The sequence below is a fragment of the Pseudomonas fluorescens genome (genome assembly GCF_040448305.1).
Lineage (GTDB): Bacteria > Pseudomonadota > Gammaproteobacteria > Pseudomonadales > Pseudomonadaceae > Aquipseudomonas > Aquipseudomonas fluorescens_BH.
This window is the reverse complement of record NZ_CP148752.1, coordinates 5,006,633-5,029,432: the sequence shown is the minus strand read 5'-3', so window position 1 is coordinate 5,029,432 and position 22,800 is coordinate 5,006,633. Positions and strand designations below refer to the sequence as shown.

Annotated in this window: 22 protein-coding genes; 11 read left to right on the top strand and 11 right to left on the bottom strand. The window is 58.5% G+C overall.

Annotated features, from left to right (window positions below; genetic code table 11):
• Positions 1 to 139: 139 nt before the first annotated feature.
• Both WHX55_RS22705 and WHX55_RS22700 read left to right on the top strand, forming a co-directional pair.
• Positions 140 to 625: a glutathione peroxidase gene (locus tag WHX55_RS22705; protein WP_056727098.1), complete on the top strand. Its 486-nt coding sequence runs from the start codon at positions 140 to 142 to the stop codon at positions 623 to 625.
• A complete protein-coding gene (locus tag WHX55_RS22700) occupies positions 622 to 1,083 on the top strand; it encodes a MarR family transcriptional regulator (protein WP_150759480.1) in 462 nt (153 codons plus the stop codon). The genes WHX55_RS22705 and WHX55_RS22700 overlap by 4 nt, the downstream gene beginning before the upstream one ends.
• Here WHX55_RS22700 and WHX55_RS22695 read toward each other — a convergent pair.
• Positions 1,067 to 3,385 carry a response regulator gene (locus WHX55_RS22695; protein WP_353741375.1) on the bottom strand — a complete coding sequence of 773 codons (2,319 nt, stop codon included), beginning with the start codon at positions 3,383 to 3,385 and terminating at the stop codon, positions 1,067 to 1,069. The genes WHX55_RS22700 and WHX55_RS22695 overlap by 17 nt on opposite strands.
• A 166-nt stretch (positions 3,386 to 3,551) precedes the next feature.
• Here WHX55_RS22695 and WHX55_RS22690 point away from each other — a divergent pair, with 166 nt between their 5' ends.
• Together WHX55_RS22690 and WHX55_RS22685 are read left to right on the top strand one after the other, a co-directional pair.
• Positions 3,552 to 4,442 carry an ATP-binding protein gene (locus WHX55_RS22690; RefSeq protein ID WP_150726303.1) on the top strand — a complete coding sequence of 297 codons (891 nt, stop codon included), beginning with the start codon at positions 3,552 to 3,554 and terminating at the stop codon, positions 4,440 to 4,442.
• A complete protein-coding gene (locus tag WHX55_RS22685; RefSeq protein WP_008002666.1) occupies positions 4,439 to 4,921 on the top strand; it encodes a GAF domain-containing protein in 483 nt (160 codons plus the stop codon). The genes WHX55_RS22690 and WHX55_RS22685 overlap by 4 nt, the downstream gene beginning before the upstream one ends.
• A 192-nt stretch (positions 4,922 to 5,113) precedes the next feature.
• Here the strand turns inward: WHX55_RS22685 and WHX55_RS22680 are convergent, their stop codons facing one another.
• Entirely contained in the window at positions 5,114 to 8,755 is a 3,642-nt protein-coding gene (locus WHX55_RS22680) for a transporter substrate-binding domain-containing protein (RefSeq protein WP_353741374.1), read from the bottom strand.
• An 8-nt stretch (positions 8,756 to 8,763) separates the two neighbouring features.
• The gene (locus tag WHX55_RS22675) at positions 8,764 to 9,390 is read right to left on the bottom strand and encodes a response regulator transcription factor (RefSeq protein WP_008002663.1); all 627 of its coding nucleotides are present in this window, start codon (positions 9,388 to 9,390) and stop codon (positions 8,764 to 8,766) included.
• A 103-nt stretch (positions 9,391 to 9,493) separates the two neighbouring features.
• Here WHX55_RS22675 and WHX55_RS22670 point away from each other — a divergent pair, with 103 nt between their 5' ends.
• From WHX55_RS22670 to WHX55_RS22645, 6 genes are all read left to right on the top strand, one after another.
• A complete protein-coding gene (locus tag WHX55_RS22670) occupies positions 9,494 to 9,781 on the top strand; it encodes a hypothetical protein (RefSeq protein WP_353741373.1) in 288 nt (95 codons plus the stop codon).
• A gap of 182 nt (positions 9,782 to 9,963) precedes the next feature.
• On the top strand, positions 9,964 to 11,949 hold the full coding sequence (locus tag WHX55_RS22665) for a primase-helicase family protein (protein ID WP_353741372.1): 1,986 nt from the start codon (positions 9,964 to 9,966) through the stop codon (positions 11,947 to 11,949).
• Positions 11,946 to 12,320, top strand: coding sequence for a hypothetical protein (locus tag WHX55_RS22660; RefSeq protein ID WP_353741371.1), 375 nt, complete (start codon positions 11,946 to 11,948; stop codon positions 12,318 to 12,320). The genes WHX55_RS22665 and WHX55_RS22660 overlap by 4 nt, the downstream gene beginning before the upstream one ends.
• A 65-nt stretch (positions 12,321 to 12,385) precedes the next feature.
• Positions 12,386 to 12,874, top strand: coding sequence for a hypothetical protein (locus tag WHX55_RS22655; RefSeq protein ID WP_353741370.1), 489 nt, complete (start codon positions 12,386 to 12,388; stop codon positions 12,872 to 12,874).
• A 47-nt stretch (positions 12,875 to 12,921) separates the two neighbouring features.
• A complete protein-coding gene (locus WHX55_RS22650) occupies positions 12,922 to 13,143 on the top strand; it encodes a hypothetical protein (RefSeq protein ID WP_353741369.1) in 222 nt (73 codons plus the stop codon).
• A 95-nt stretch (positions 13,144 to 13,238) separates the two neighbouring features.
• On the top strand, positions 13,239 to 14,084 hold the full coding sequence (locus WHX55_RS22645; protein WP_353741368.1) for a nucleotide-binding protein: 846 nt from the start codon (positions 13,239 to 13,241) through the stop codon (positions 14,082 to 14,084).
• 91 nt (positions 14,085 to 14,175) lie between these two features.
• Here WHX55_RS22645 and WHX55_RS22640 read toward each other — a convergent pair whose 3' ends face one another.
• The 8 genes from WHX55_RS22640 to WHX55_RS22605 form a co-directional block, all read right to left on the bottom strand.
• Complete coding sequence (locus tag WHX55_RS22640; protein ID WP_353741367.1) at positions 14,176 to 14,388, bottom strand: hypothetical protein; 213 nt, start codon at positions 14,386 to 14,388, stop codon at positions 14,176 to 14,178.
• Between the two features lie 12 nt (positions 14,389 to 14,400).
• Positions 14,401 to 15,393, bottom strand: coding sequence for a hypothetical protein (locus tag WHX55_RS22635; RefSeq protein ID WP_353741366.1), 993 nt, complete (start codon positions 15,391 to 15,393; stop codon positions 14,401 to 14,403).
• Entirely contained in the window at positions 15,390 to 15,965 is a 576-nt protein-coding gene (locus WHX55_RS22630; RefSeq protein ID WP_353741365.1) for a hypothetical protein, read from the bottom strand. Before WHX55_RS22630 ends, WHX55_RS22635 begins: the two co-directional genes overlap by 4 nt.
• Positions 15,946 to 16,224 carry a hypothetical protein gene (locus WHX55_RS22625; RefSeq protein WP_353741364.1) on the bottom strand — a complete coding sequence of 93 codons (279 nt, stop codon included), beginning with the start codon at positions 16,222 to 16,224 and terminating at the stop codon, positions 15,946 to 15,948. Before WHX55_RS22625 ends, WHX55_RS22630 begins: the two co-directional genes overlap by 20 nt.
• On the bottom strand, positions 16,221 to 19,505 hold the full coding sequence (locus WHX55_RS22620) for a hypothetical protein (protein WP_353741363.1): 3,285 nt from the start codon (positions 19,503 to 19,505) through the stop codon (positions 16,221 to 16,223). The genes WHX55_RS22625 and WHX55_RS22620 overlap by 4 nt, the downstream gene beginning before the upstream one ends.
• Positions 19,506 to 19,673: 168 nt before the next feature.
• Positions 19,674 to 20,561 carry a hypothetical protein gene (locus WHX55_RS22615; RefSeq protein ID WP_353741362.1) on the bottom strand — a complete coding sequence of 296 codons (888 nt, stop codon included), beginning with the start codon at positions 20,559 to 20,561 and terminating at the stop codon, positions 19,674 to 19,676.
• Between the two features lie 30 nt (positions 20,562 to 20,591).
• Positions 20,592 to 20,852: a hypothetical protein gene (locus WHX55_RS22610; RefSeq protein ID WP_353741361.1), complete on the bottom strand. Its 261-nt coding sequence runs from the start codon at positions 20,850 to 20,852 to the stop codon at positions 20,592 to 20,594.
• Complete coding sequence (locus WHX55_RS22605) at positions 20,845 to 21,288, bottom strand: hypothetical protein (RefSeq protein WP_353741360.1); 444 nt, start codon at positions 21,286 to 21,288, stop codon at positions 20,845 to 20,847. Before WHX55_RS22605 ends, WHX55_RS22610 begins: the two co-directional genes overlap by 8 nt.
• A gap of 659 nt (positions 21,289 to 21,947) precedes the next feature.
• Between WHX55_RS22605 and WHX55_RS22600 the strand changes: the two genes are divergently transcribed.
• Positions 21,948 to 22,505 (top strand): recombinase family protein, encoded by a 558-nt coding sequence (locus WHX55_RS22600; protein WP_353741359.1) that lies wholly within the window; start codon positions 21,948 to 21,950, stop codon positions 22,503 to 22,505.
• Positions 22,506 to 22,800 lie beyond the last annotated feature (295 nt).

Genomic DNA, 22,800 nt, shown 5'->3' with positions numbered 1-22,800 from the left:
TCTGACCTTAAAAGGCCGGATCAAAAGATCGCAGCCTTCGGCAGCTCCTACGGTTGGTCAGCGGTTTGATTAATTAAATTGCACACAATTCAATTGCTCGCTATTTTGTTGTCTCTGCCATTCACTTGGAGCCTCAAACATGAGCGACAACCTGCTGAGCATTCCTTGCACCACGATCAAGGGTGAGCAAAAGACCCTGGCGGATTTCGCCGGCAAAGCCGTGCTGGTGGTCAATACGGCCAGCAAATGCGGTTTCACTCCGCAGTACAAAGGCCTGGAAGAGCTGTGGCAGACCTACAAGGACCAGGGCCTGGTGGTGCTCGGTTTTCCCTGCAACCAGTTCGGCAAGCAAGAGCCGGGCAACGAAGGGGCGATTTCCGAATTCTGCGAGCTGAACTTCGGTGTCAGCTTCCCGCTGTTCAAAAAGATCGACGTCAATGGTGCCGACGCCCATCCGCTGTTCGTGCAATTGAAAAAGCGCGCACCGGGGGTGCTGGGTTCCCAGGGCATCAAGTGGAACTTCACCAAGTTCCTGATCGGCAAGGACGGGCAACTGGTCAAGCGCTTCGCCCCGGCGACCAAGCCGCAGGACCTGACCCGCGAGATCGAAGCTCTGCTCAAATGAACACTTTGTCAATCGATTCCCTGAAGCTCGACAGTCAGCTGTGTTTCAAGCTGTACGCGGCTTCCCGGGCGGTGATTCGTGCCTACAAGCCAATGCTCGATCAGTTGGGCCTGACTTACCCTCAATACCTGGCGATGCTGGTGTTGTGGGAGTGGCAGGAAGCGGCCCCGGAGCAACCGACCGTCAAGGCATTGGGCGAGCGTTTGGCCCTGGATTCCGGCACGCTGACACCCTTGCTCAAGCGCCTGGAACAACTGCAACTGGTGCAGCGTCAGCGTTCAGCGCGTGATGAGCGTGAAGTGCACCTGAGCCTGTCGCCAGCCGGCACGGCCTTGCGCGATCAGGTCGGGCCACTCAAGGCGCGCCTGTTGTGCGACAGCGGGGTCGATCTGAATCGTCTCAACGACTTGCGCGATGGCCTCGATCATCTGTTGGGACAGATCAAGGCACTGTCGTAACGGGGATCCACAAGTCCAGCAGGGCGGCCAGTTCTTCGCGCCGGAAGGGTTTGGCCAGGTAGTCGCTCATGCCCGCGGCACGACAGCGTTCGCGCTCCTCCGACATGGCGTTGGCCGTCAGGGCGACGATGGGCAGTTGGGGCCAGCGTCCGCTGCGGCGGATTTGCCGGCTGGCTTCATAGCCGTCCATCACCGGCATGTTGCAGTCCATCAGCACCAGGTCGAAACCCCGTTGCTCGAGTTGATCCAGGGCCTCTCCACCATGAGCCGCGGTGGTGACCTCGCAACCGAGTTTGCCGAGCATGCCCTTGGCCACCAACTGGTTGACCGGATTATCTTCCACCAGCAACACGCGCCCACGACGTTGCGGGCATTGCGTGTCGAGTCGGGACTCGTTGATCGGGTGGGTTTGCGGCTGCAGGATCCGCCGCAACGTCTGAAGCAGCGAATTGCGGGCCAAGGGGCGGGCCTGTTGTTGCAAGGGGGCGAGGGCGTTGACCTCTTCGCTGGGCATGAAGTTGCCATAAGCGGTGATCAGCAGGATCGGCGCGCTGAGGGTGGGGCGCAAACTGAACAGGCATTCGGGGCAGTCGGTGATGAGCACGTCGGCTGCCAGGCCAAGCAGTGGGTCATCCATGGAACGCCGTTCATAGTCCAGCCCCCAGCCAGGCAACAGACTGTTGAGCAGTTCGCCCAGTCCGCTGCTGGCGGCCGTGATGGCAATGACTTTGCCCTTGAGCGAAACAGCCGTTGCACGGGTATGGCTGGGCAATGGCAAATCCGCGCAGAACTGGCTGCCAAAACCCGGCTCGGAGCTGATTGTCAGGCGCCCCTGCATGGCTTCGCAAAGGTTGTAGGTCAGGGCCAGGCCCAGCCCGGTGCCACCAAACTGGCGGGTAATACCGACACCGGCTTGGGTGAAGGGCTGCAAGATTTTGACCTGGGCATCCTGAGGGATGCCGATGCCGGTGTCGCACACTTCGATTCTGACGCCGTCGCCGAACGTCGACAGGCGCACGTCGACCCGCCCGAAACGGGTGAACTTGAGGGCGTTGGACAGCAGATTACTGACGATCTGCCGCACCCGGGTCGGATCGCCGAGCACCAGTGCCGGGAAATGCGGATCGATCAGACAGGTCAGTTCGACGCTGGGGGCGGCGTTCTGCGACAACAGGTTGGCGGTGTCTTCGATCAGCGAGCCGAGGTCGAAGGGGATGTGTTCGAGTTCGAGCTGGCCGGCATCGAACTTCGACAAGTCGAGAATATCGTTGAGCAGTTCCACCAGCACTTTGCCCGAGTCATGGGCGATCGACAGTTGTTGCTGTTGTTCGGCATTCAGCGGCCCGTCGAGGGACAGCGCGATCATCCCGAGCAAGCCATTGAGGGGTGTGCGGATTTCATGGCTCATGTTGGCGAGGAACACCGAACGGGCTTCGGCCATGTCCAGTGCTGTGCTGCGAGCGACTTCCAGTTCCTCGTTGGATTGGCTCAGCCGGGCGTTGATCGCCTTGAGTTCGGCAGTGCGGGCCGAGACGATGTTTTCCAGTTGGCCGAGGTACTCGGTCAGGCGGTTTTCCGCGTTGCGCCGCTGCTGGATTTCGGTGGTGGTGTTCTTGAATTGCTGGTTGGCAACCTTGACCAGCACGCCGATCTCATCGTTGGCGTGCCCGGCGGGACACTCCAGTGAAGTCGGCTCGGTGCTGCTCGGGTCGCGACCGCTGAGTTCACGGATGACCCGCACCAGGGGTTTGGTCAGCATCACATAGAACAGTGCCAGCAGGATGCCGGACAGCAGCAGGCTGCGGGCGAACCCATTGAACAGGGTCACTTCGGCCCGGCGCAGGAACCGGTCGCCGAAGGCGTAAGTGTCGACGTTAAGCCGCAGCGTGCCCAGGGATTCGTTGGGTAACTGATCCAGGTAAAGCCGGTCTTCGAACTGTCGATTGGCGCCGAACAGGAAGTCACTGAGCATCCGGTAACCGTTTTCCACACCGGGTCGCTTGACGTTGGCCAGCACAATGCCGTTGTTGTCGGTCAGTTTCGCGCCAATGATCGCTGGCGAGCGCAGCAGGCCCAGGGTCAGTTCCTTGGCGAGTTCGGCGTCGATGTTGTAGGCGATTCGCGAGGCCGGGTTGTGGCTGATTTCCAGTAATGAAAGGATTTCACGATTGATGGAGGCGTCTTCACTGGCATAATCGATGCCTATTTGCAGCAGGCTGAGCAGCGTGCCCAGAATGAAACCGACCAGCACGGTAAGCCGGGCTTGCTTGAATGACAGCCGGTTGGTGAATTTGATATCCATGGGGGGGTGAACCACTTCTGTTTCCTTTCGCTGCTCAAGCATAGTTGATCATGCCTGCCTACTGATGTTCTCGCGAGGCCTGTACTGCGGGGGGCAGCCGCTTGTGTGACGCTGTGTTTCGTCGCTGTATCACCATCATTACTGTGAACGTGCCCGAGGAGAAGTCGTGGATTCCCGATTGAATGCTTTTCTTGAACGCGCCGATGCCGTTCTGGCCCGCATCGAGCCGTTGCTGCCGGCACCGCGGCCAACCATCGACTGGACGCAATGCCTGGCCGCGCGTTGGCAGCGTGAGTCGCGCGGCGGTTATCTGATGCCGCTGGAGGTCAGCCTCGACATGCGTTTGTCGGACCTCATCGGCGTCGACCGGCAAGTCGAGCAGCTTGGGCGCAATACCCGGCAGTTCCTCGACGGCATGCCGGCCAACCACGCCTTGCTCTGGGGTTCGCGCGGCACCGGCAAGTCATCGCTGGTGCGCGCCTTGTTGGCCGAGCACGCTCAAGCCGGTTTGCGCCTGATCGAGATTGAGCGTGATCACCTGGCAGACCTGCCGCGAGTGGTCGAACAGATCGGCAAACTACCCCAGCGTTTCGTGCTGTTTTGCGACGACCTCTCGTTCGAGTCGGGCGAGGGTGATTACCGAGTGCTCAAAAGCGTCCTTGATGGCTCGCTGGAACAGGCGCCGGACAACGTTTTGCTGTACGCCACGTCCAACCGTCGCCACCTGGTGCCGGAAAAGGAAAGCGACAACGAAAACTGGAAACGGGTCGACGGCGAACTGCATCCGAGCGAGGCGGTGGAAGACAAGATCGCGCTGTCGGACCGCTTCGGCCTGTGGCTGTCGTTCTATCCGTTTACCCAGGAACATTTCCTCGACGTCGTCGAGCACTGGATCGGTCAGTTGGCCGGCAAGGCCGGACTGGCGTGGCAGCGCACCGAGGAGCTGGACATTCTGGCGGTACGCTGGGCCACCGGCCGAGGCAATCGCAATGGGCGTTGCGCCTATCAATTTGCTCGTTATTGGGTCGGGCTGAAACTGTTGGAGCACAAGGCATGATCGATTTACAAAAGAGCGGCCAGGGCCTCGAAGGCTACGGCATGCTGCACGCACAGCTGGAATCATTGCTGGCGGACGAGCGGGATTTCATCGCCAATGCCGCACAGTTCTCGGCGTTTCTGTTCAATCAACTCGATGACTTGAATTGGGCCGGTTTCTACCTCAACCGTAATGAAGAACTGGTGCTGGGCCCGTTTCAGGGGCAGATCGCTTGCGTGCGAATTCCGTTCGGCCGCGGCGTATGCGGGACGGCGGCAGCCACCTTGCAGACCCAGCTAGTCGAAGATGTGCACGCGTTCCCTGGTCACATTGCCTGTGACAGCGCCTCGAACAGCGAACTGGTGGTGCCGCTGGTCAAGGACGGCCGATTGATCGGAGTGCTCGACCTCGACAGTCCGAAGCTCGCCCGTTTCACTGCACAGGACCAGGCCGGAATCGAACAGCTGGCGGCGATTTTCCTGCGCCTGACCGACTGCTGATCAAGACGCCAGGCCGGCGTTGGCCAGCAAGCCCGATGTGGTGCATCGGGCGTTAGGGTGAAACAGGTGTAAACCTATTTCAGGACTAGACACGTCACCGCCCAGGGCAATGGCCTGCCAGTAGCTGATCCAGACATCGCGCTTGCGGGTTTCTCCATGACGGTCAACACACTGCTGAGGGGGCAGGCAAAGTTAAGGCTCTTTCACTTTGCCTTCGTCGTAATGCTCGATCTGACGTAGTAACGCGTCCTCCAGCTCAAGTATGGCGCGCTCCATGGATTTGCAGCATCCAGCCACTTTTTCGCGATCGGAATCCTCATGGCAGGCTGCTTCGAGCGCCTCGCAGCAGTCGATCAAGCGGGAGGCCTGCACTATCCGGGCTGCGCCCTTGATCTTGTGGGCAATGTCCTGCAACGCCTGCGTATCCCCGGAGCTGGATAGTGGCAGCAGTGTTTGCAGATCCTGGCGGTTGCTACTCACCAACTCGTTGAGCAATCGCCGGTTCAACATCGGGTTGCCTCCGGTCATCAGTTTCAATCCGTGCAGGCTGAACGCCGGGGTTGCATGGGCGGGTTCAATGCCTTCCACCCATTGACTCAAGGCACCAAGGCTGAGGGGTTTGAATAGGCAGTCGTCCATTCCGGCCTGTTTGCAGCGTTGTATTTCTTCCGGTTGGGCGTTGGCGGTAAAGCCGAAAACGGTGCAGGGAGGACGATGGGTTTGTCGTTCATGCTGGCGAATGGCACGGGCCAGCTCGTAACCGTTCATGACCGGCATGTTGCAATCGGCGATCACCAGATCAAACGGTTGGTCTTTCCATGCCGCCAACCCCTCCTGCCCATCGGCCGCGACGGTAAATCGATGTCCAAGAAACTCCAGTTGCTGGCACGTGAGCAAACGATTGGCCGAGTGATCGTCGACTACCAGAACATTCAATGGGGTTGTGGCGACGACGATTTGCGTCTCGGCCACCTGGGCTGACTGTTGCAGCGGCAACGTTTCCAGCTGCAGCAACACCTCCACCTGAGTGCCGACGCCCGGCTCGCTGCGCAATTGCAGACTGCCGCCCATCATCTCGCAGAGGTTGCGGCTGATCACCAGCCCCAGCCCTGCGCCCCCCCTGGCCGATTGGATGGCGTTGTCGGCCTGAGCGAAGGGTTCGAACAGGCGCTGTTGATCCTGTTCACTGATCCCTATGCCACTGTCGTGAACCTGCAGCCGCATTTGCACACGCTCAGGCTGCGTTGCCGGGTGCAGGTCGACAATGACCCGGACCTGGCCTTGCTCGGTAAACTTGATGGCATTGCTGATCAGATTGGACAGCACTTGCTTGAAGCGCAATGGGTCCAGCAGCACATCGAAAGTCGGGTTGGCCGATGAAAACTCCAGCACCATCTCGAGTTCTTTCTGTCGGGCCAGGCCTTCGAAAATCCGCACGACCGAGGCCACAAGTTCACCCGGATTAACGCGCTCCGGGCTCAGGCTCAAGCGTCCTGATTCGATTCTGGCAATGTCGAGAATGTCGCCAATCAGTTCCAGCAACCCTTTCGCCGAGTTGTACGCGACATCGATGGCCGGACGCTCCGGGTGCTGATGATCAAGACGCTTGAGTGCCAGTTCAAGCATGCCAATGATTGCATTCATCGGTGTGCGGATCTCATGGCTCATCGTGGCCAGAAACGTGCTTTTGGCCCGGTTGGCATTATCGGCGTGCTCTTTCGCGCAACGCAGATCATCGAGCAGTTGCCGCCGTTCGCTGATATCGATCCAGCCACCGATAATGCCTTGCACTTTTGCGCTGGAATCCCGATAGGGAAGAATCCAGTGATAGATCGTCAGCCGCCGGCCACCAATGTGCAGCTCGCGATCGACGATCAACGGTCTGCCCTCGGCCACCACACGCTGGTAGTCAGCCTGGTACTCCCGGGCTTCGAACACATTGCTCATCGATCCCTGCATGACGCTTTTGCCAATGACATCTTCACGCCTGGCGCAGAACGCTTGCAGGTAACTGTCGTTGCAACTTTGCAGCAGCCCCTGGCGATCACGTACGTAGATCGGATGGGGCGTGCCATTGACCAGCGATCGCATGAACTCGAACTGATCGTTCAGCGCACGCTCGGCGGCCTTGCGCTGCTTGATCTGGCGTCGCATGTAGTCGTTCCACGCAATGGAAATCAGCAATAGCACACCGGCACCGATCACAATTTGGTAGAACAGCCTTTGATAGTTGCGCCAGGTACTTTGCGAGGACGCCGAATAGCCGCGCCAGCGACTGTTGATGATGCCCAGCTCTTCCGGCGAGATGCTCAATAAAGCCTTGTCGAGAATTGCGTTCAGCTCTTTGGCGCCCCGAGCGGTGGCAAGGGAAAACGCCGCCTGCTCGGTGCCGATGGTGGTGCTGATTTGCAATGTGTGCTCGAACAGCCGCGAGGAAATGAAGTAATTGGCAATGACCAGTGAGTTCACCGCGCCCTCGGCCTGGCCTTCGGCGAGTGACTCTACGGCGCTGAATGTGTCCGGGGTTTCGATCAACTTGATTCGGGGAAACTCTTTGCGCAGGTAATCCATGAGTGGATTGCCGCGGGCAATGGCCAGACGCTTGTCCTGTAACTGCGCGAGGTTGGTCGGGCTGTCGGCGGCTTTGCGGGTCAGCAGGACGTAGGAATTTTCCAGAAAGGGGCGGGTAAAGTTCAGCTGGGTTTGACGTTGGGCGCTGGGAAGCAACGCGGCGATCACATCGGCCTTGTTGTCCTTGATCTGTTTGATCATTTCGTCGTCGCTTCGACTGCGCCGGATGTCAAAGCGCAAGCCGGTGCGCAGTCTGATCAGCTCAAGCAAATCCGCGGTGACCCCGCGAAAGTTGCCATTGCTATCGAAAAACGTCAGTGGCGCAAAGGCTTCGTTGACGACGACGCGCACAATCGGGTGGTGTGTCAGCCAGCGTTCTTCCCGGTCAGTGAGTTGCAGCTTTTGATCGGTCAGCAGAATGTCGCTACCGGCACTCCAGCGTTTGGCGATGTTTTCTCGTTCACTGGAGGGGATGGCCGTGATCATCGCGTTGATGATGCCGAGCAGCTCGGAGTTGTTCCTGTTAACGGCGAAGCTGAAGCCATAGGCCTCATGTTTGCCGAAGTTGGCCATGCGGATGTTGTTCAAGTACCCCTTGTTGATCATGTAGTGAGTTGAAATGGTGTCACCGAGAAACACGTCCGCCTGATCGAAAGCCACGGCATTGATCGCATTCTGGTAGGACGGATAGGACGTGATGATCGCCTTCGGGTACAACGCCCTGACTTCCGCCAGCGGCAAGTAGTGATACACCATGCTCAGGCGCAATCCAGCCAGGCCATTGGTGAGGGATCGGGTTTCCCCTTCGCGGGTCACCAATACGGGTTGGTCGACGGCATAGGGTATGGACAGTGCAATGTCGGCATTGCCAGCTTCGAATCCATTGGCGGTGCCAAGCAGATCGACTTCGCCGTTCTTCAACGCAGCGATCGCGGCCCCTCGGGAATCGAAACGCTGAACCGTGACGGGCAAACCGGTTACTTTTCCCAGAAGACCCGCGTAGTCGGCGGTAAACCCTTCATAGTCCTGACCACTGGTGGTCAGGTCGAAAGGGGGATAGTCCGGGGCCGACGTACCGAGCCTTAGTTGGTTTTTATGTTTTAGCCATTGTCGCTGGGATTCATCCAGCCGAACCTCCAGTGACCCGGCCTTCGAGCGGCTGAGCAGCGTGTAGTGTTCATTGCCCGGTGCCCCGAACAACGAAGTGCTCACGCATAGACCTGCGGTCACTTGAATCAGATAGACCTTCAAACGGCTGGGCATCGAGGTTCTCACACTAGCGCGTTACGTTTTGCCATCTCGATCAGTTCAACCAGGGATTTGGCTTTGAGTTTCTGCATGAGGCGCTTTTTGTAGGTGCTCACGGTCTTGTTGCTCAGAAACATGCCCTTGGCGATTTCCTTGTTTGTGCGACCTTGGGCAAAAAGTTGCAAGACCATCAGTTCCCGGTCGTTTACCGATTTGAACAGTTCCAGTTCGATACAGCGTGTTTCATCTCCGCGGACGGGGTTCAAGGCCTCGCTAGGGAAATAGTTGTAACCTGCAAATACCGCTTTTATGGCGCTGACCAGTTCGCTGATGTCCTCTTGTTTGCAGACATAGCCCGATGCACCGGATTGCATGCAACGAATACCGAAAAGTGTCGGGCATTGTGCTGTCAGTACCAGCGTTTTAAGGGGGGTACTCATTGCGTTGAATCGGGATAGCACTTCCAGGCCATCCAGTTTTGGAATGCTGATGTCGAGAATGACCAGGTCCGGCATGCATTCGCGAACCATTTGCATGGCGTCGACCCCATTGTCAGTTTCGCCGACGACTTTGTAACCTTCATGTTCCAGTAACATTCGAACGGCAAGGCGGATAACCGGGTGATCGTCGACAATAAAAACGGAGTTCATAATCAACTGCGGCACTGGTGCAAACAGGCGCTCTAGATCAAGGCTCCTAAAGCTGGCCGCTCGATGACATACCCCGAAAGTTACCCCGAGAGGAGTAATCGAAATGAGCAGAGCCCGCACCCGAGAAGTCGTCGCAACCGTCGATGTCTTGATGCCCCCGGAAGATGTGATGTACGCGCTGGGTATCGGCAGCCGCACAACTCTGGACAAATACGTCGCCGCTGGCTGGCTCAAGCCGCCCGTAGAGGTCGGACCACCGCGCCGCAACGGGAGCACTGGCAAAGTCGCCTGGCTGAAGAGTGAGGTGGACGATTTCATTCTTGCGCGTGCAGCAGCACGGCAAGCGCCGACACCGTTGGCCGCACTCAACAGTGCCAGCCAACCCGCTTGAAGAGCACCGCTAGAGTGCCCCAAATGGCCCACACACGAGTACCCCAGCCACCCGGCATCCGGGCAAAAAGAAGCCCAGTCAAACGTTGCAAGCGTCGCCGGGCCAATTAGCAGGTATTACGTATGTCATATTCTACCACCGCATCGGCTGCGATGCACTCGCTGTCGGCCCTCGACGTGTCCATGCGCAACAACGGCATCGGCACCAAACCTTCGCCACAGCCAATACAGGCGATCGGTTCGCAGACCGCGACAGTCACTCTATCGACGCCGGCCAATGACCCCATGCATCCCGCAATTGATCCCGACGTGGCCGACGTTGTCGTCATCGACACGCCCACTGTGCCGGCACGTAGCCTTCTCGACGCCTGGCAGGCCGCTGCGCAGTCCGCCGACCCTGAAGGGGCGAAGCGAGCACTATGGCAGTCAATCCTCAACGCCAGGGCGTCGGCACAGGCTGCAGGCAATACAAGACGGGTGGCTCTGCTTGACGGCATGGTTGCCGAGGTCGAGGCAGCCGAACAGGCAGCCAAATCACCGCCAGCCGACGCGACCCCGAAGGCCTACGACAACCTCGAAGACATGCTCAACAGCGGCACCACTGTGCAGTTCGGCACCAGCGACGGCAGCGCACAGCAAGCATCGCAAACGCGCACCGACGATGTAGTTACCGCCACTCGGGCGCCACAGCGCGGACCGGACATCGACATGCAGAAGGTCCAAGCAGAGACAGACCGGAAAGTTAGGGAGAACGCGGCCAAGAAAGTCGAGCACACCGGTTCAGGCATGAAAATCGACAAAGAGTCGCAAGAGATTCTGCACTATATCAGGGAGGATTTTGTTCTGCTCACGAAGCCCGGCAGTGTGGTGGCATACCATGTTGAGAGCGGTGATGAGCTGAACAAGGAAGGACTGAAGCACTACTGTGCCAAGCATTACGGCGACCTCATCTTGATCGCCACGGACAAGGACGGCAACGAAACCAAAACCCGTACCGCCGCTGGTGACATCTGGTGGGTATGGGACCATCCCTTGCGCCGCGTGGTGCGCCGTATCGTCATGGAGCCAACGAGCCTGCCGCTGAATGATGACAACCCCGAGGTGTTCAACCGCTGGCACCGGCTCAAGGAAACCATGGCTGAGCCAAACGTAGCCGCGACCACCGATGATATCGGCATTCTCTTGCGGCACCTGCTGTATATCAGCGACAACGACACGATTGGCGTGGCGTACTTCCTGAACTGGCTGGCGTGGATGTATTTGCACCCTGACGACAAGATCCCGACAGCGATCCTGATGTATTCCAAGATGGGCCGGGTGGGTAAGTCCATCCTGCACCGGTTACTGCGCCAAGTTTTCGGGCCAGCCATGGTGGGTACCTGCACCGGGGCGGCGATCAACAAACAGTTCGATGACGTGGTAGAGCACAAGCGCATCGTGTTCATCAACGAAATGGCGCGATCCGACAAGGTGGACGGCTACGAACGTTTCAAGAACATGATCAGTGAAGACCTTGTTTCGTTTGAAGGCAAAGGACGGGCGGCCAAGGAAATCAGGAACATCGCCCACTACATTATCACCACTAACCATGAAGACGCCTTGCCACTGATGGAGAAGGACGGCCGCATTCTGGTGCTGCGTTGCATCGCCGACCGACAGCCAGACGCCTACTACAAGGCGTTGGTGGAATGGATCGACGGGCCTGGGCCGGCAGCGCTGGCGGGCGTACTGCTCAAGTGGACGTTCCCGAAGGACTGGGACGCCTTCGCCCCGGTGCCACAGACCGCGTCGACGTTGCTCATGCAGAAACAATCACGCGGTGGGCTCGCAAACTTCCTCGAAGAGTTGATGGCCGCTGGAAAACCACCGTTCGATCGTGACGGTGGGCGCTGTACCGCGCTGATTGAACAGCTGTGCAGCGAATACCCGAACAACACCAAGTCACTGCACATCAATAACCGGACCCTGCCTACTGCACTCCAGCAGATCGGCGCGCAGAAGGTCGGTTCGGGCACCGCATCCAGTGATAACGGTTGGTGTTGGCGGCGGATTGACTTCTGGAGCGCCCAGCCGGTCAAGGCGTGGGCCGCTTACCTTAGCGGCGGCGTTGCTCCTGATCACCCGCATTTGTCGATCGTCCAACCAGCGCAAGGGGAGGACTTGAAATGAACATCAACTGGGTTGAATGGGTAGGGCGTGGGATGCAGCTTGCGCTTGCCGTGGTCGTGGTGGGCGGTGTGTACGGGATGGCCACCGAGGCCAGCCGAAAACAAGACGCCCTATGCGACGTGGCGCAGGAACATGCGGGGAATCTGGACAGGCTTGCGGTGGCGCAAGCGCTGGGCGTATCCCTGAAGCGGTACGAAGAGGCCACGTACGCGGTAGCCATGAGCGAGGATCTGGCGAAGATAGACAAGCTGGCCCTGTTGGAATCGACGGCGCGTGACCGGATACCCGCTGAAGTTCGCCGAGAGATTGAATACGCCGAAGAGGCTGCCAGCGAGGCTTGTGCTCGACCCGACGACTACCAGGACTACTGACTTCCAGCCCCCGAGCGACATCCTGACTATGCTGGATCCCAATCCAGCACAACAGGGTGTTTTTGATGACACTGACGAAGTTTTGCACTGCATTCTTGGGCTTGTGTCTCTCCTTGGCGATAGTCTCATACGCCGAGTCCAAGCCTTTTTTGACTGTCGTCTGCGACCCGCCAGTAGGTGTTCGGATTGACGTAGGTGGCCTACCCGCACAGAAAAGCGGGAACCCGTTCAATTTCTCCGAAGATTCGTTTACTGGAGTAAACCCAACCTTCATTGTCGACGACACTGATTTAAATACTCTTACGTATATGTTTGGCAACACCAAACCTGAAACCGGTCCTGCCCTTAGCCAGCGATCAGCTCGATCAGCTCACATCATTGCGCTCTCTAGCACCATGATTTCAGCAACCGAAACTACTGAGGACGCTATTGCGGTTTTCTCGCTCTACTCCACCCTTAAACTCGGTTTTTTCACGTTCCATGTAGCAAACCCGGGTGGCGGAGCTGATGCAAAGGCGATGACATTCGTCGCAAAATGCTCATTCGCGGCCTAGTGTCGCGTCGTTGTTACGCTTCCATTTTCTCGAACGGAGTCGAAGCCATGCCCACCGAATACTCTCTGCCTGACGTCCTCGAACGCATCTACAACAACCAGCTGGCGCTTGAGGCGGCCATCATGGAGCTGACTCTGCTGGTCGAGCGCCAAGGCCACGCAGAAGCCGGTGAGAACGTCCGTGGTGCCCTGCATGCGATTGGCGAGAACGCAGGGCACATCAAACAAGGCCTGGCAAAGCTGGTGCTGCAGCACCGTGGTGACGCCTGAGAAAGGCCGATGGCAATCCGGTGGACAGGGTGAAGGCAAATCGGTAGCTTTTCGTCCATGCGCCGATTCACGCCACCGAATATGGAATTCGTTCAATGAGCTTAGAGTTTTTGGAAAGCCGCTTTGACAAAATCAGCTATCTGCAAAACCTGTTGATCGCTCACGCAACAGGAAAGCCTGCTGACTCGGCAGAATACCAGCAACTTCGTCTTGAACTCCTCAACGACAACGAAATAGCGAACCATCTACCGTCATGGCTGAAGCTCCACAGAGACCTTGAGTCTTTCTGGGGCTTTATCCAGCCTAAATTTGCCACATACGCTGAGCGTAGAACCTACTTATCGGAACAGTTCACCCCGCTGCTTGATGCTCTTGAGTCTGGCTATAACCCGAAGCCGATCCAAGTGGGTCTTGAGCTCCTTACACCCCCACCTTGGCCTAAATTGGGTTCGATTGCCGCCCAAATAGGGACCAGTGTGCCCCCTGTAGTTGCCAGGAATAAAAGGAATGTGTTCATCGTCCATGGCAGAGATAACGAAGCCAAGCAAGAAGTCAGTCGATTCATCGAGAGCATCGGACTCAACGCGATCATCCTGCACGAACAGGCTAGCGGTGGTAGGACGATCATCGAGAAAATTGAACACTATTCTGGCGACGCTGATTTCGCTCTAGTTCTTTACACGCCCTGCGATCATGGGCGTGGCGTTCATGAATCAAACGTCAAACCAAAAAACCGTGCCCGCCAAAACGTTGTTTTCGAGCATGGTTACCTTATGGCCAAGCTCGGCAGGGAAAACGTATGTGCACTGTCCAAGGGTGACATAGAAACCCCTAACGACATCAGCGGCGTGGTCTACGTGAGTTTCGATCCTTCCGGTGGCTGGAAGGCAGAAGTCGTCAAAGAGTTGAGGGGGTGTGGGTACGTCGTGCAAGGCTGGTGAGCATACGTGTTGCAGACACAATAATGCCGAGGTAATGAGCCTCGGCATTATTGTTTTCGCTAGTCATCGAGCGGCGCCCTCGGTGGTTGGGTTACAGCACAGGTTGTTGCCCGAACAGTTCTTCACGCAGCAGCTCGGCCATTTCAGCTACGCTCGGGTGCACCGTTGCTGCGTAAAGTCCAGAGCGCACGCCCCGTAGGATCAGTCGACCACGCAGGCGTTGCTCAGCATTGCCGCGCTCAGCCTCTAACTGGAGGTCGCGGAGCATCGCCTCAATGCGCTGCTCCTTGGTCGTTTTCAGCATGGCACACCCCCGTCAGAACTTGAGGCCGACGTGGGATGCGCGCCCCATCTGCTCAAACAGCTCGTTGAACTGGGCGTCGTCCATGTCGTTGATTTGCGCCGCTGTCAGCTTGCCCTTCTCGTCCGGTGCCCGTGGTGAGCCGCTGAGGTTGGACAGGCTGGTGTTTGGCGAAACCCGTGGCTGCGCTGCGACCTGGTAGCCCTGTGATTGCACTCCAGGCACACGGCGGCCGGGGGTCCAGCCCATCTGCTGCGCCTGGTCGTAGATGTGCTGGCAAGGGTCGCGGCCACTCGCCTGACACTGCTTTGTGAACTGAACCAGCGCTACAGTCTTCAGTACATTGAAGGCCGCAGGCTCAACCTGTGGGTACAGCTGCCGCAGCTGGCTTTCAACGTTCGACTGCACAATGTTGAAGGCTTCGTCGTAGTCGGGGTTCGATTCCCTGAACTGGGCCTCCGCTGCCACGGCAGCTGGCATCACCGTTGCTACTTCTCGTTGAAAATCGGCCGCTGCCTGCTGTTGCGCTTGCCCTTGTCTCAGGTTCTCAAGCTCCTGCCGGAACTGGTTTTTGACGCCCTCGATGTGCCCCTGAGGGTCGTCTTCAAACGCGGGGATAGCGTCGGCTTCGGCTTGCTGCTGTTGCATTTGCGCCAGCTGCTGTTGGTACTGCTGCCACTGAAGCTGCTGTTGCTGCATGAGCTGCAGCTGCTGCTGGTGAGCCGCGAGCTGCTGTTGCAGTTCCTGGCGCTTGGTGCGTTCTTCATGCAGCGCGGCCAGCGGCACCGTTCTTTTGCCGCGTTGGCCTTCCCGCTCTGCGTCACCGGCTGCCGAGTCCTCGACGTCGTTCGTCATGCGGAGGTCTTTTTCCGCGATGGCGGTGTTGTATTCGTCGACACTGTCGGCGACGGACACTGGCAGCGAATCGCTGTCGACTGCATCTTCCGGCACACCGACACTACCCGTCAGTTCAGCAGACATCTCGTCTACATCAAAATCGTCACTCATGACTTCACCTTCGTTTGTTTACGGTTTTTCACTTGGAGAGCTCTGCTCGTAGCCGGCACAGCTGCATCAGTCTTGGTATCGGCTTGCACCGGTTTGGCCGTGGCCGTCAGGCCGTAACGCTCTGCCAGATTGGCCGCGCCCTTGGCTGCTGCAGCTTTGGCCGTTGCGGCCTGGGTCGCCGCTGCCAGATCATCAACGAGCTTTTTCACCCTTGCGGCGTGAGTGGCTGCAGCCCGGTACTCGGCCAGTTCCGCGTCGCCCAGTGGCGTGCGGTTGATCTGCTGCTGGTCCAGGCTGTAAACCCGACCGATCCGCACCTTTTGCCGTTCGGCGCGAGTGAGCCGAAGCATCCAATCGAGCATTTCACCCTCGGCATACGTGGCGTTGCGGCACTCGATAGTCGCCGGTACGGTGAGCATTTCACCGAGGTCTACCAGGGGCGTGGGAAGCCTAACAATGTACCCGCCAGCTTTCGTGGCCTCGATCCGGGCGCGGTTGTAGTCGACTCCGTGCAGTTCGCATTCGGCGCGCAGCTGTCGAATGCGTTCGGCATCAATGAACATGGTTTGCATGGTGGCTTTCCTCGGATTGGCGGGCATCGGCGATGCGGCTTTGAAGGGATGCAATTTCGGCCTTGCGGCTTTCACTGCGGCTGTCGACCTTGGCGCGGCGTAAATCCGCATGTGCGGCACGGAGCACCAATTGAGCTTCGGGCAGTTTGCGATCGAGCATTTGCTGCACCTCAAGTAGGGCCTCAACCCGTTGCTGTGCTACCTGCACAGCTGCTTGTGCAGCCGCCAATGCGGCCTGTTCTGTGGTGTTCATCGTCATTTGCCCCCCGCCCGTTTCCAGGCACTGGTTTGCTTGCGGTAAAGATCAATCGCCCCTCGCTTCCCACTCGCCAAGAACGGCACAAACGCCACCCTGGCAGAGGCTCGGGCCTGCTTCATCAAATCGTCCAGGGCGTCGGCACGTTCGTCGTCGTTCAGGCGACTCCAGTAAACGGAGCGGATCAGGTTTTTTGCAGCGGCGTGCATGCGCGCACCGGCAATCTCGTTGAGTTCACGCAGCTGATCGTCCGTCAGGTCGAAACGCCTGCTTTTGCCGGGGCCGCTTTGCCGAACACTGAAATGGTTTTGCATGTCGCGCGGTGTCCAGCCGAGGCGGCCGAGTTCGATACGCACGGGGTCATCAGAAGGCGTGGTGATTGGGATAGGGCCGGCGCGGCCAATCTGGCGCTGCGCTTCCATCATTGGCTGGCCGTATTGGTCATGCTTGATCGGCAGCCTTTCGCGCCCGACTGTTTCACCGGGCAGGCGGTAACTGAGCTGATCAAGGAAACTGCCGCGATCCGTGTCGCGCTGGTACGGGTCCATGTACCGGCCAATGTGGGATAGGAGCGTGGCGGGTTGTGCGAGCGTGGCGGCGCTGCGATTGATCCAGCTCCCGCCGTAGCGGTCGGGATCAGTCATCGCCTGCATGACGCCACTCAAACCCTGGAGCCATGTTTTCGAAGTGAAGTTGCGGCCAATGGCTTTCATGATGCTAGCCATGCCAAGCCCTTGGTCTTGCACACCGCTGGCGATGTCTGCGGAAATACCGATGAGGGTGGCGAAGGGCTCTAAGCGTTGATAGCTGTACCATCCCCCGTTGACCTTGATGCTGTAGGGTTGGTTGCCAGCACCGAGCCATGCCTTGCGCTTCTCTGGATCTTCCGGACCGCCGCCGCTGATCCACCCACCCATCTGCCCAATGGCACCAAACGACACCAGTAGCGAGCCAATGCCCATGCGGGCCAGCGCTTCTTCCTGCTTGGCACCACCAGCTTTCAGATCTGCTCTGACCTCCTTGAAAAACGGTGCGGCCGGACTGTGTTTTACAGCGTAAGTAATTAAATTTGCTGGGGTTTTCAGGAATGGAACGACCAAATTTCCGGTGCCGTAGGGCAACGAGTGACGCAAGTTGTTCACGGCCTGAGTGATCTTCCCGGCGTTGTTGTTGAAGGTGTGAAACAGCGCGGCATCGTGGCCAGCCTCGGTCAGCTCTTGGGGTGGATTGGCGATCAGCTCTTGCACACGTTTATGAACAGTGGCCAGGCCTTGGCCTTTCAGTTCCTGAGCAGCCATGCGGTACGCAACTGAGTAACGCTCCATACCGTCATTCAGGTTCTTGAAGAACGCATCTTCGGATTGCAGCAGGCGCAGCGGCATTCCCCACACCTTCTGGCCTGGGTAATCCGTACGGTAAATCTCGGCCTTGTTACCGCCGAAAGCATCTTCCCCGGTGCGCCATGATTGCACCGCACCATTAGCACCGTTGACTACACCTTCAATCATGCCCGCCACTTGGTAGCCGACCTCGCCCATACGGGTCTCGCCGTATTTCCCACCGGTAGCCAGACGCTTCACGGCACCGATGCCTCCGGCCACTGTTCGAGTACCGAGGTTCATCACGCTAGTAGCCAGGTTGCTGACCATGTTCACGACGTGCGTGTCAGGCGAAGACAGCAGCGCGCTTTTGTAGAAAGTCCAGAACGCATCAGACCCGGAGGCGCGGGCCATCTTGTTGGCAGCCTCGACGCCACCGACACGGGCGGCAGTGGTCAACGCATCGGCAATTGCTTTGGCGCCCTGCGCACCGCCGACAGATTCCAGCATTCGACTGGCTTCCTTCATCGTGGTGACGTCGGCGCGCATGGCCGACATCGCCCGACCAATCTCGGCACGGGAGGACATGACGGCTTTCTGTGTGGTGCGTAGGTCGGCAAGGCCTTGCAGGAAATTGGCTTGTTCGATTTCACCCGCCGTACCGCTGGTGATCTTGTTGCCCAGGTCGAGAACTTTCAGTGTCTGGTCTTTCAGCAGGCGAGTGGCCGCGACTTGTTCTTCAGCATTGAAGGCAACGCCTACACGGTGCTTGCGCAACTTCTCGACAGTGGTGCCGGTGAGCGCGGCGAGCCGGCCGGTTTCTTCCCAACTGACGGTGCCGCGACGTGCAGCTTCGATATCAGGCTCAACATCACGCAGCAGATCCAGGCTCTTATCCATCTGCGCCTGGTCCATGCCCATCGCCTCGAATAGGGGGCGGACATTCGCGGAGCCGGCAAACGGCGTTGGCGCTGCTGGCGCCTGTGGTGCGATTGGGGGTGTCTGCTGCGTGGCAGCCATGACCTGAGCGTGCAGGCCCTGTGGTGCGGGCGCAGCGGCTGGCTGTGGTTGCGACATACCCTGCTGCTGTTGGGCCGGCATCGGCATCGGCATCGGTTGTGGTTGGCTGGTCAGGTTCGGACGACGCAACGCACCGGCACCACCCATGACACCACCAAGCACACCGCCCATGGCCGCTTGTTTATCGACGCCTTCCATAGCTGGCCTGTCGGTGGCCAGGTTAGTGAGTACCTGTTGCTGTGCGCTTTGCGAAAGCTCTTCCAATGATTCAATGCCGCTACCGGTCAGCGCGCGATTGACTAGTCCCTTGGCGACATCCACGCCATTGGCGCCGGCCAGTTGTGCGTCGATATCCAACGCGCCCAGCTTGCGCCCGATACGCGCACCGGCAGCACCGAGCAGACCGGTTAAGCCACCCGACAACAGTGCAAGGCCGGTCTGGCCAGCGGTAAGATCCCCCGTCTGCTGCACCGTTTGGGCAGCCTGTTGGCCTGCCGTGGCGAGCCCTTCACCAGTACCGGCACCAATGAGTGCGGCGCGACCTGCGTTCATCCCCAGTGCCCTGGCACCGAGTGCAGCGCCCTTGCCTGCGACGCCACCGGCGACCATCGTCGGGACTGATTCAATAACTTGGCCAGCGGCGTAGGCAGGATTCTGCGCGATCGCTTTTACCGTAGGAAGAAAGCCCTTCGCGTTTGCGACTTCCTGCTGTTGCGCTTTCGCTTGCGGGGACATTTCCGCATCGAGTACGGCCCGCGCCTGCTTGGAATCCAGACCATGCTGAGCAAGCCATGGAGTTGCCGCGCCCCCCGTAGCGATGTCACCCAGACCGGCAAGGCTGTCGAATAAACTGTATGCCCCTCTACCCACACTACCGCCGATGTCCGTCACCCACTGCCCTGCAGTACGGTTGGGCGATTGTGGCGCAGCGAGTACCCCGGCCATACCGCCGACCGGGGCTGGTGGTTGTGGCTCTACGTCGTCGAGTGGGTCGCCGAATGCCGACACCGCACTAGGCGCAGCCTGCGCTTGCGGCACAGGTTGGCTTGGAGGTGGTGCCGGCTCGTCGTCATCCAGCGGGTCGCCAAAGGCGCTCAAGGTAGCCATGAGTCATCATCCTCTGGCTTTCTTGATGGTGGTTTTACCGGATGCCGGATCAACGTAGGTGGCGCCGGCAGGTAGCGCGTCGTACTCGGCCTTGGTCTTCGGCGCGGCAGGTTTACGGGCCATAGGGTTCGATCCGCTGCCGTGCATCAGCAACGCGGCACCTTGCGGGGCTGGTGTCATGGATACATTCGAACCCGGCAACCCGGGTACAGCAGCACCGGCACCAGCGTTATCGTCTGGCGTGACCTCGTTCAGCAGGTCCGCCATCGGATCGGCCTTGGTCGGGGCGTACTGCCGGAACGGTTTCCCATACGGTTTGTAGCCATTCGTGGAGGCGTCGAAGACATGACGCTGGATCATGCCCTCGCCCAAAGGTTCGTCCAGGATCTGACGCGGCGTTGGCATTTTTGGTCCGTGATCAGCACCACTGCCGGCACTGCGATTGGCCTGGGACTGCTCGAAGTGTGATTGCTGCTGTTCCAACGAAGCCTGCCGATGCTGCTGTAACTGATAGCCGGACTGGGCCTTCAATACGTCATCGAGCGGCATGCCCAACGCGGCGAGTTGGCGCGCCATACCACCGAGCTGGGACTGCAATTCTGGCGACTGGAGCGCCTGCTGCTGACGTTGTTGCTGTTCAACCTTGGCCCGCGCTTGCTGCACTTGGAAGTTTTGCGCCGCCTCTTGCTGCGCGATCATCTGTTCGCGGTACCGCTGCAGGGCTTGGGTCTTCTGCATTTCGCTCATGCCAGCAAGGGCGTTGCCCATGCGTACACCGCCGCCTGGGTTTCCAGCCTGCGGGCCTGCTTGCATCAACATGTTGACGCCGAACTGACCCAGCGGCGTATTCAGTGCGCCGAGTCCTTGGTTAAGCATTTCGACCATGCTCGCCATGACATTTACTCCCCCCGGCAATGCCGGTAATTACTGCAAGGTTTTTGACTCGGCTGCGGCCTTCGCCAGTGCTTCCTGCACCACGCGCCAAGAATCGATTGCGGCGCGAGCCACGGCTACCGCTGCAGGGCTGACCGCGCCGTGGGCCATCAGAAAATCCAGAACTTCGGCGGTTCGGCTATCAGCACTCGGGGCCGGCTCGCATGGACTGCGGACCACCCCGTATCCGCATACGGGTGTGGCAGGGTCGGATGCGTTGAGCATGCTGACCATTGAGGTTTGATTAGTCATGGCGGTGGTCCTTCGCTGAATAGAGGCGGTGGGTTACAGGATCGATGCGGGTGGCGGCTTCATAGGCCAAGGCGTCTTCGGCTTCGGCGCGATCGTGCGGAGCAAGGCTGTCCAGGTCGTGCGGCACCACGAGGCATTCGCCCTTGGCGTTGGTGACGAGTCGGAACGGGCCGAGCTTTGTCGGCTTGGTCTTTCTGGCGCTGGCAGCCAAGGCCACGCGCAACCGGCATTCGGTATCGCTCAGGAAACTGGTGCGCTCAAGGATGAGTTCGGCGAGTTGTTGGAGGCTGTATGCATTAGCCGGCCGACCACCCTGTGGATTGGTGCACGGCACCACGAAGGTTTCCGGCAGCACATCGCGGTGCAGGCTGAAGAATGAGGGGGACACGTCGGCCAGGTTGGCCAGTTGCTGCGTGGTGATGGCGGTGGTTGGCATGGCTGGTTCCTCGTCTGAGGTTTTGTCGTATCTAGAACATACTCCGAAAATACGTACACAATAGCGACACGTTCGACGAATTAGACGAACGGTATTTTTTATGGATCGCAGCGTGCATGCAAAAGCGTGATCCATTTTACGCGGGGGGTCTGGTTATCACGGCTACGGCACAGTTTTAAGTGGCGCTTTAGTTAAGGGCGCTAGTTAAAGTGGCGTTTAAAATTATAAAAATTTTAAATTTTTCAGTTGGTTAGCGTTGGTTATCACGGTTAGGGAATATCACGCTTTGATTTCACGGGGGAATTGCTGAGCAGCCTGGTCTCGTTTACGTACAGTGACGCAAGCAAAAGGACGACACACCCCCACCACGGTCGACTTTTGGCCCCCTGCCCATTTCCCGCCAGCCCCTGGCGCCAAGCAGTCGGCGACCAGCTCAACGACGTCGATGATCAGCGCTGACCTATTTGTCATGAGCACAGAATGATTTCGAAGGTGTGCCCCTTTTTCCTGGGAGCTGGGTCAAAAGGTACACGTTGTTAGCCACTCGTCGGCTGTGCGTTTGAGGGTGGATCAAAGGTGTTGATTAATTATGAGCTAGGCTGTTATATATGAGCCATAGATTGTGAGCTACCCAGCCACAAAGTGATGAGGGTTCAATCATGGCTACCATCGGATACCTGCGCGTCAGCACAGATGAGCAAAGCGTCGAAGCCCAGCGTCACGCGCTCAGTGGAGATCTCTACAAGATCGAACAGTGGTTCGAGGATGCGGGCGTATCAGGCGCTGTGAAGGCGTTGGAACGGCCTGGGTTCGCGGCGCTGGCAGCGTACGCCAGACAAGGCGATACCGTCGTGGTGAGCGCCATCGACCGCCTGGGCCGCGATACCATCGACGTGCTCAGCACCGTAGAGACTTTGAAGGCTAAGGGCGTCGGCATCATCAGTAGGCGCGAAGGCTTCGACCTGAGCACAGAGCACGGCCAGTTCATGCTCACCATGCTGGCGGCCGTGGCTCAGCTGGAGCGCTCGAACATCAAGGCACGGCAGATGGCCGGGATCGAAAACGCAAAAGCACAGGGCAAAGCGCTTGGCCGTAAGCGGACCATCGACCCAGTCGAAGTCGCGACTTGGCGCAGGGATAACTCCGCGAGCATTGCACAGACAGCCAAGCACTTCGACATCAGCGATGCTTCAGTGAAGCGGGCGATGCGGGGTTGAGGCTGTCAATCTTGCGGAGCAATGGAATCTAATGGGATCGAAATCGGCGTTAATGCGATCCCATTGGCGCTGAAAGCACCGCGCTAGAGCCCCCGCTGAGGGATTAATAGGATGACTAATGAATTAATAGGATCGATTTTGTCCGTCGGCAGCGTGCATGCACAGTGTGTATATATGCTATGTGCTATATATACCCTTTTTATTCTCTCTCTCTCTCTCTCTCTCTTAAGAAAATAACCTATTAAACATATTAAGAACCTGTGCCGGAAGCCCTAGCCTGCAGCTTCCAGCCGTA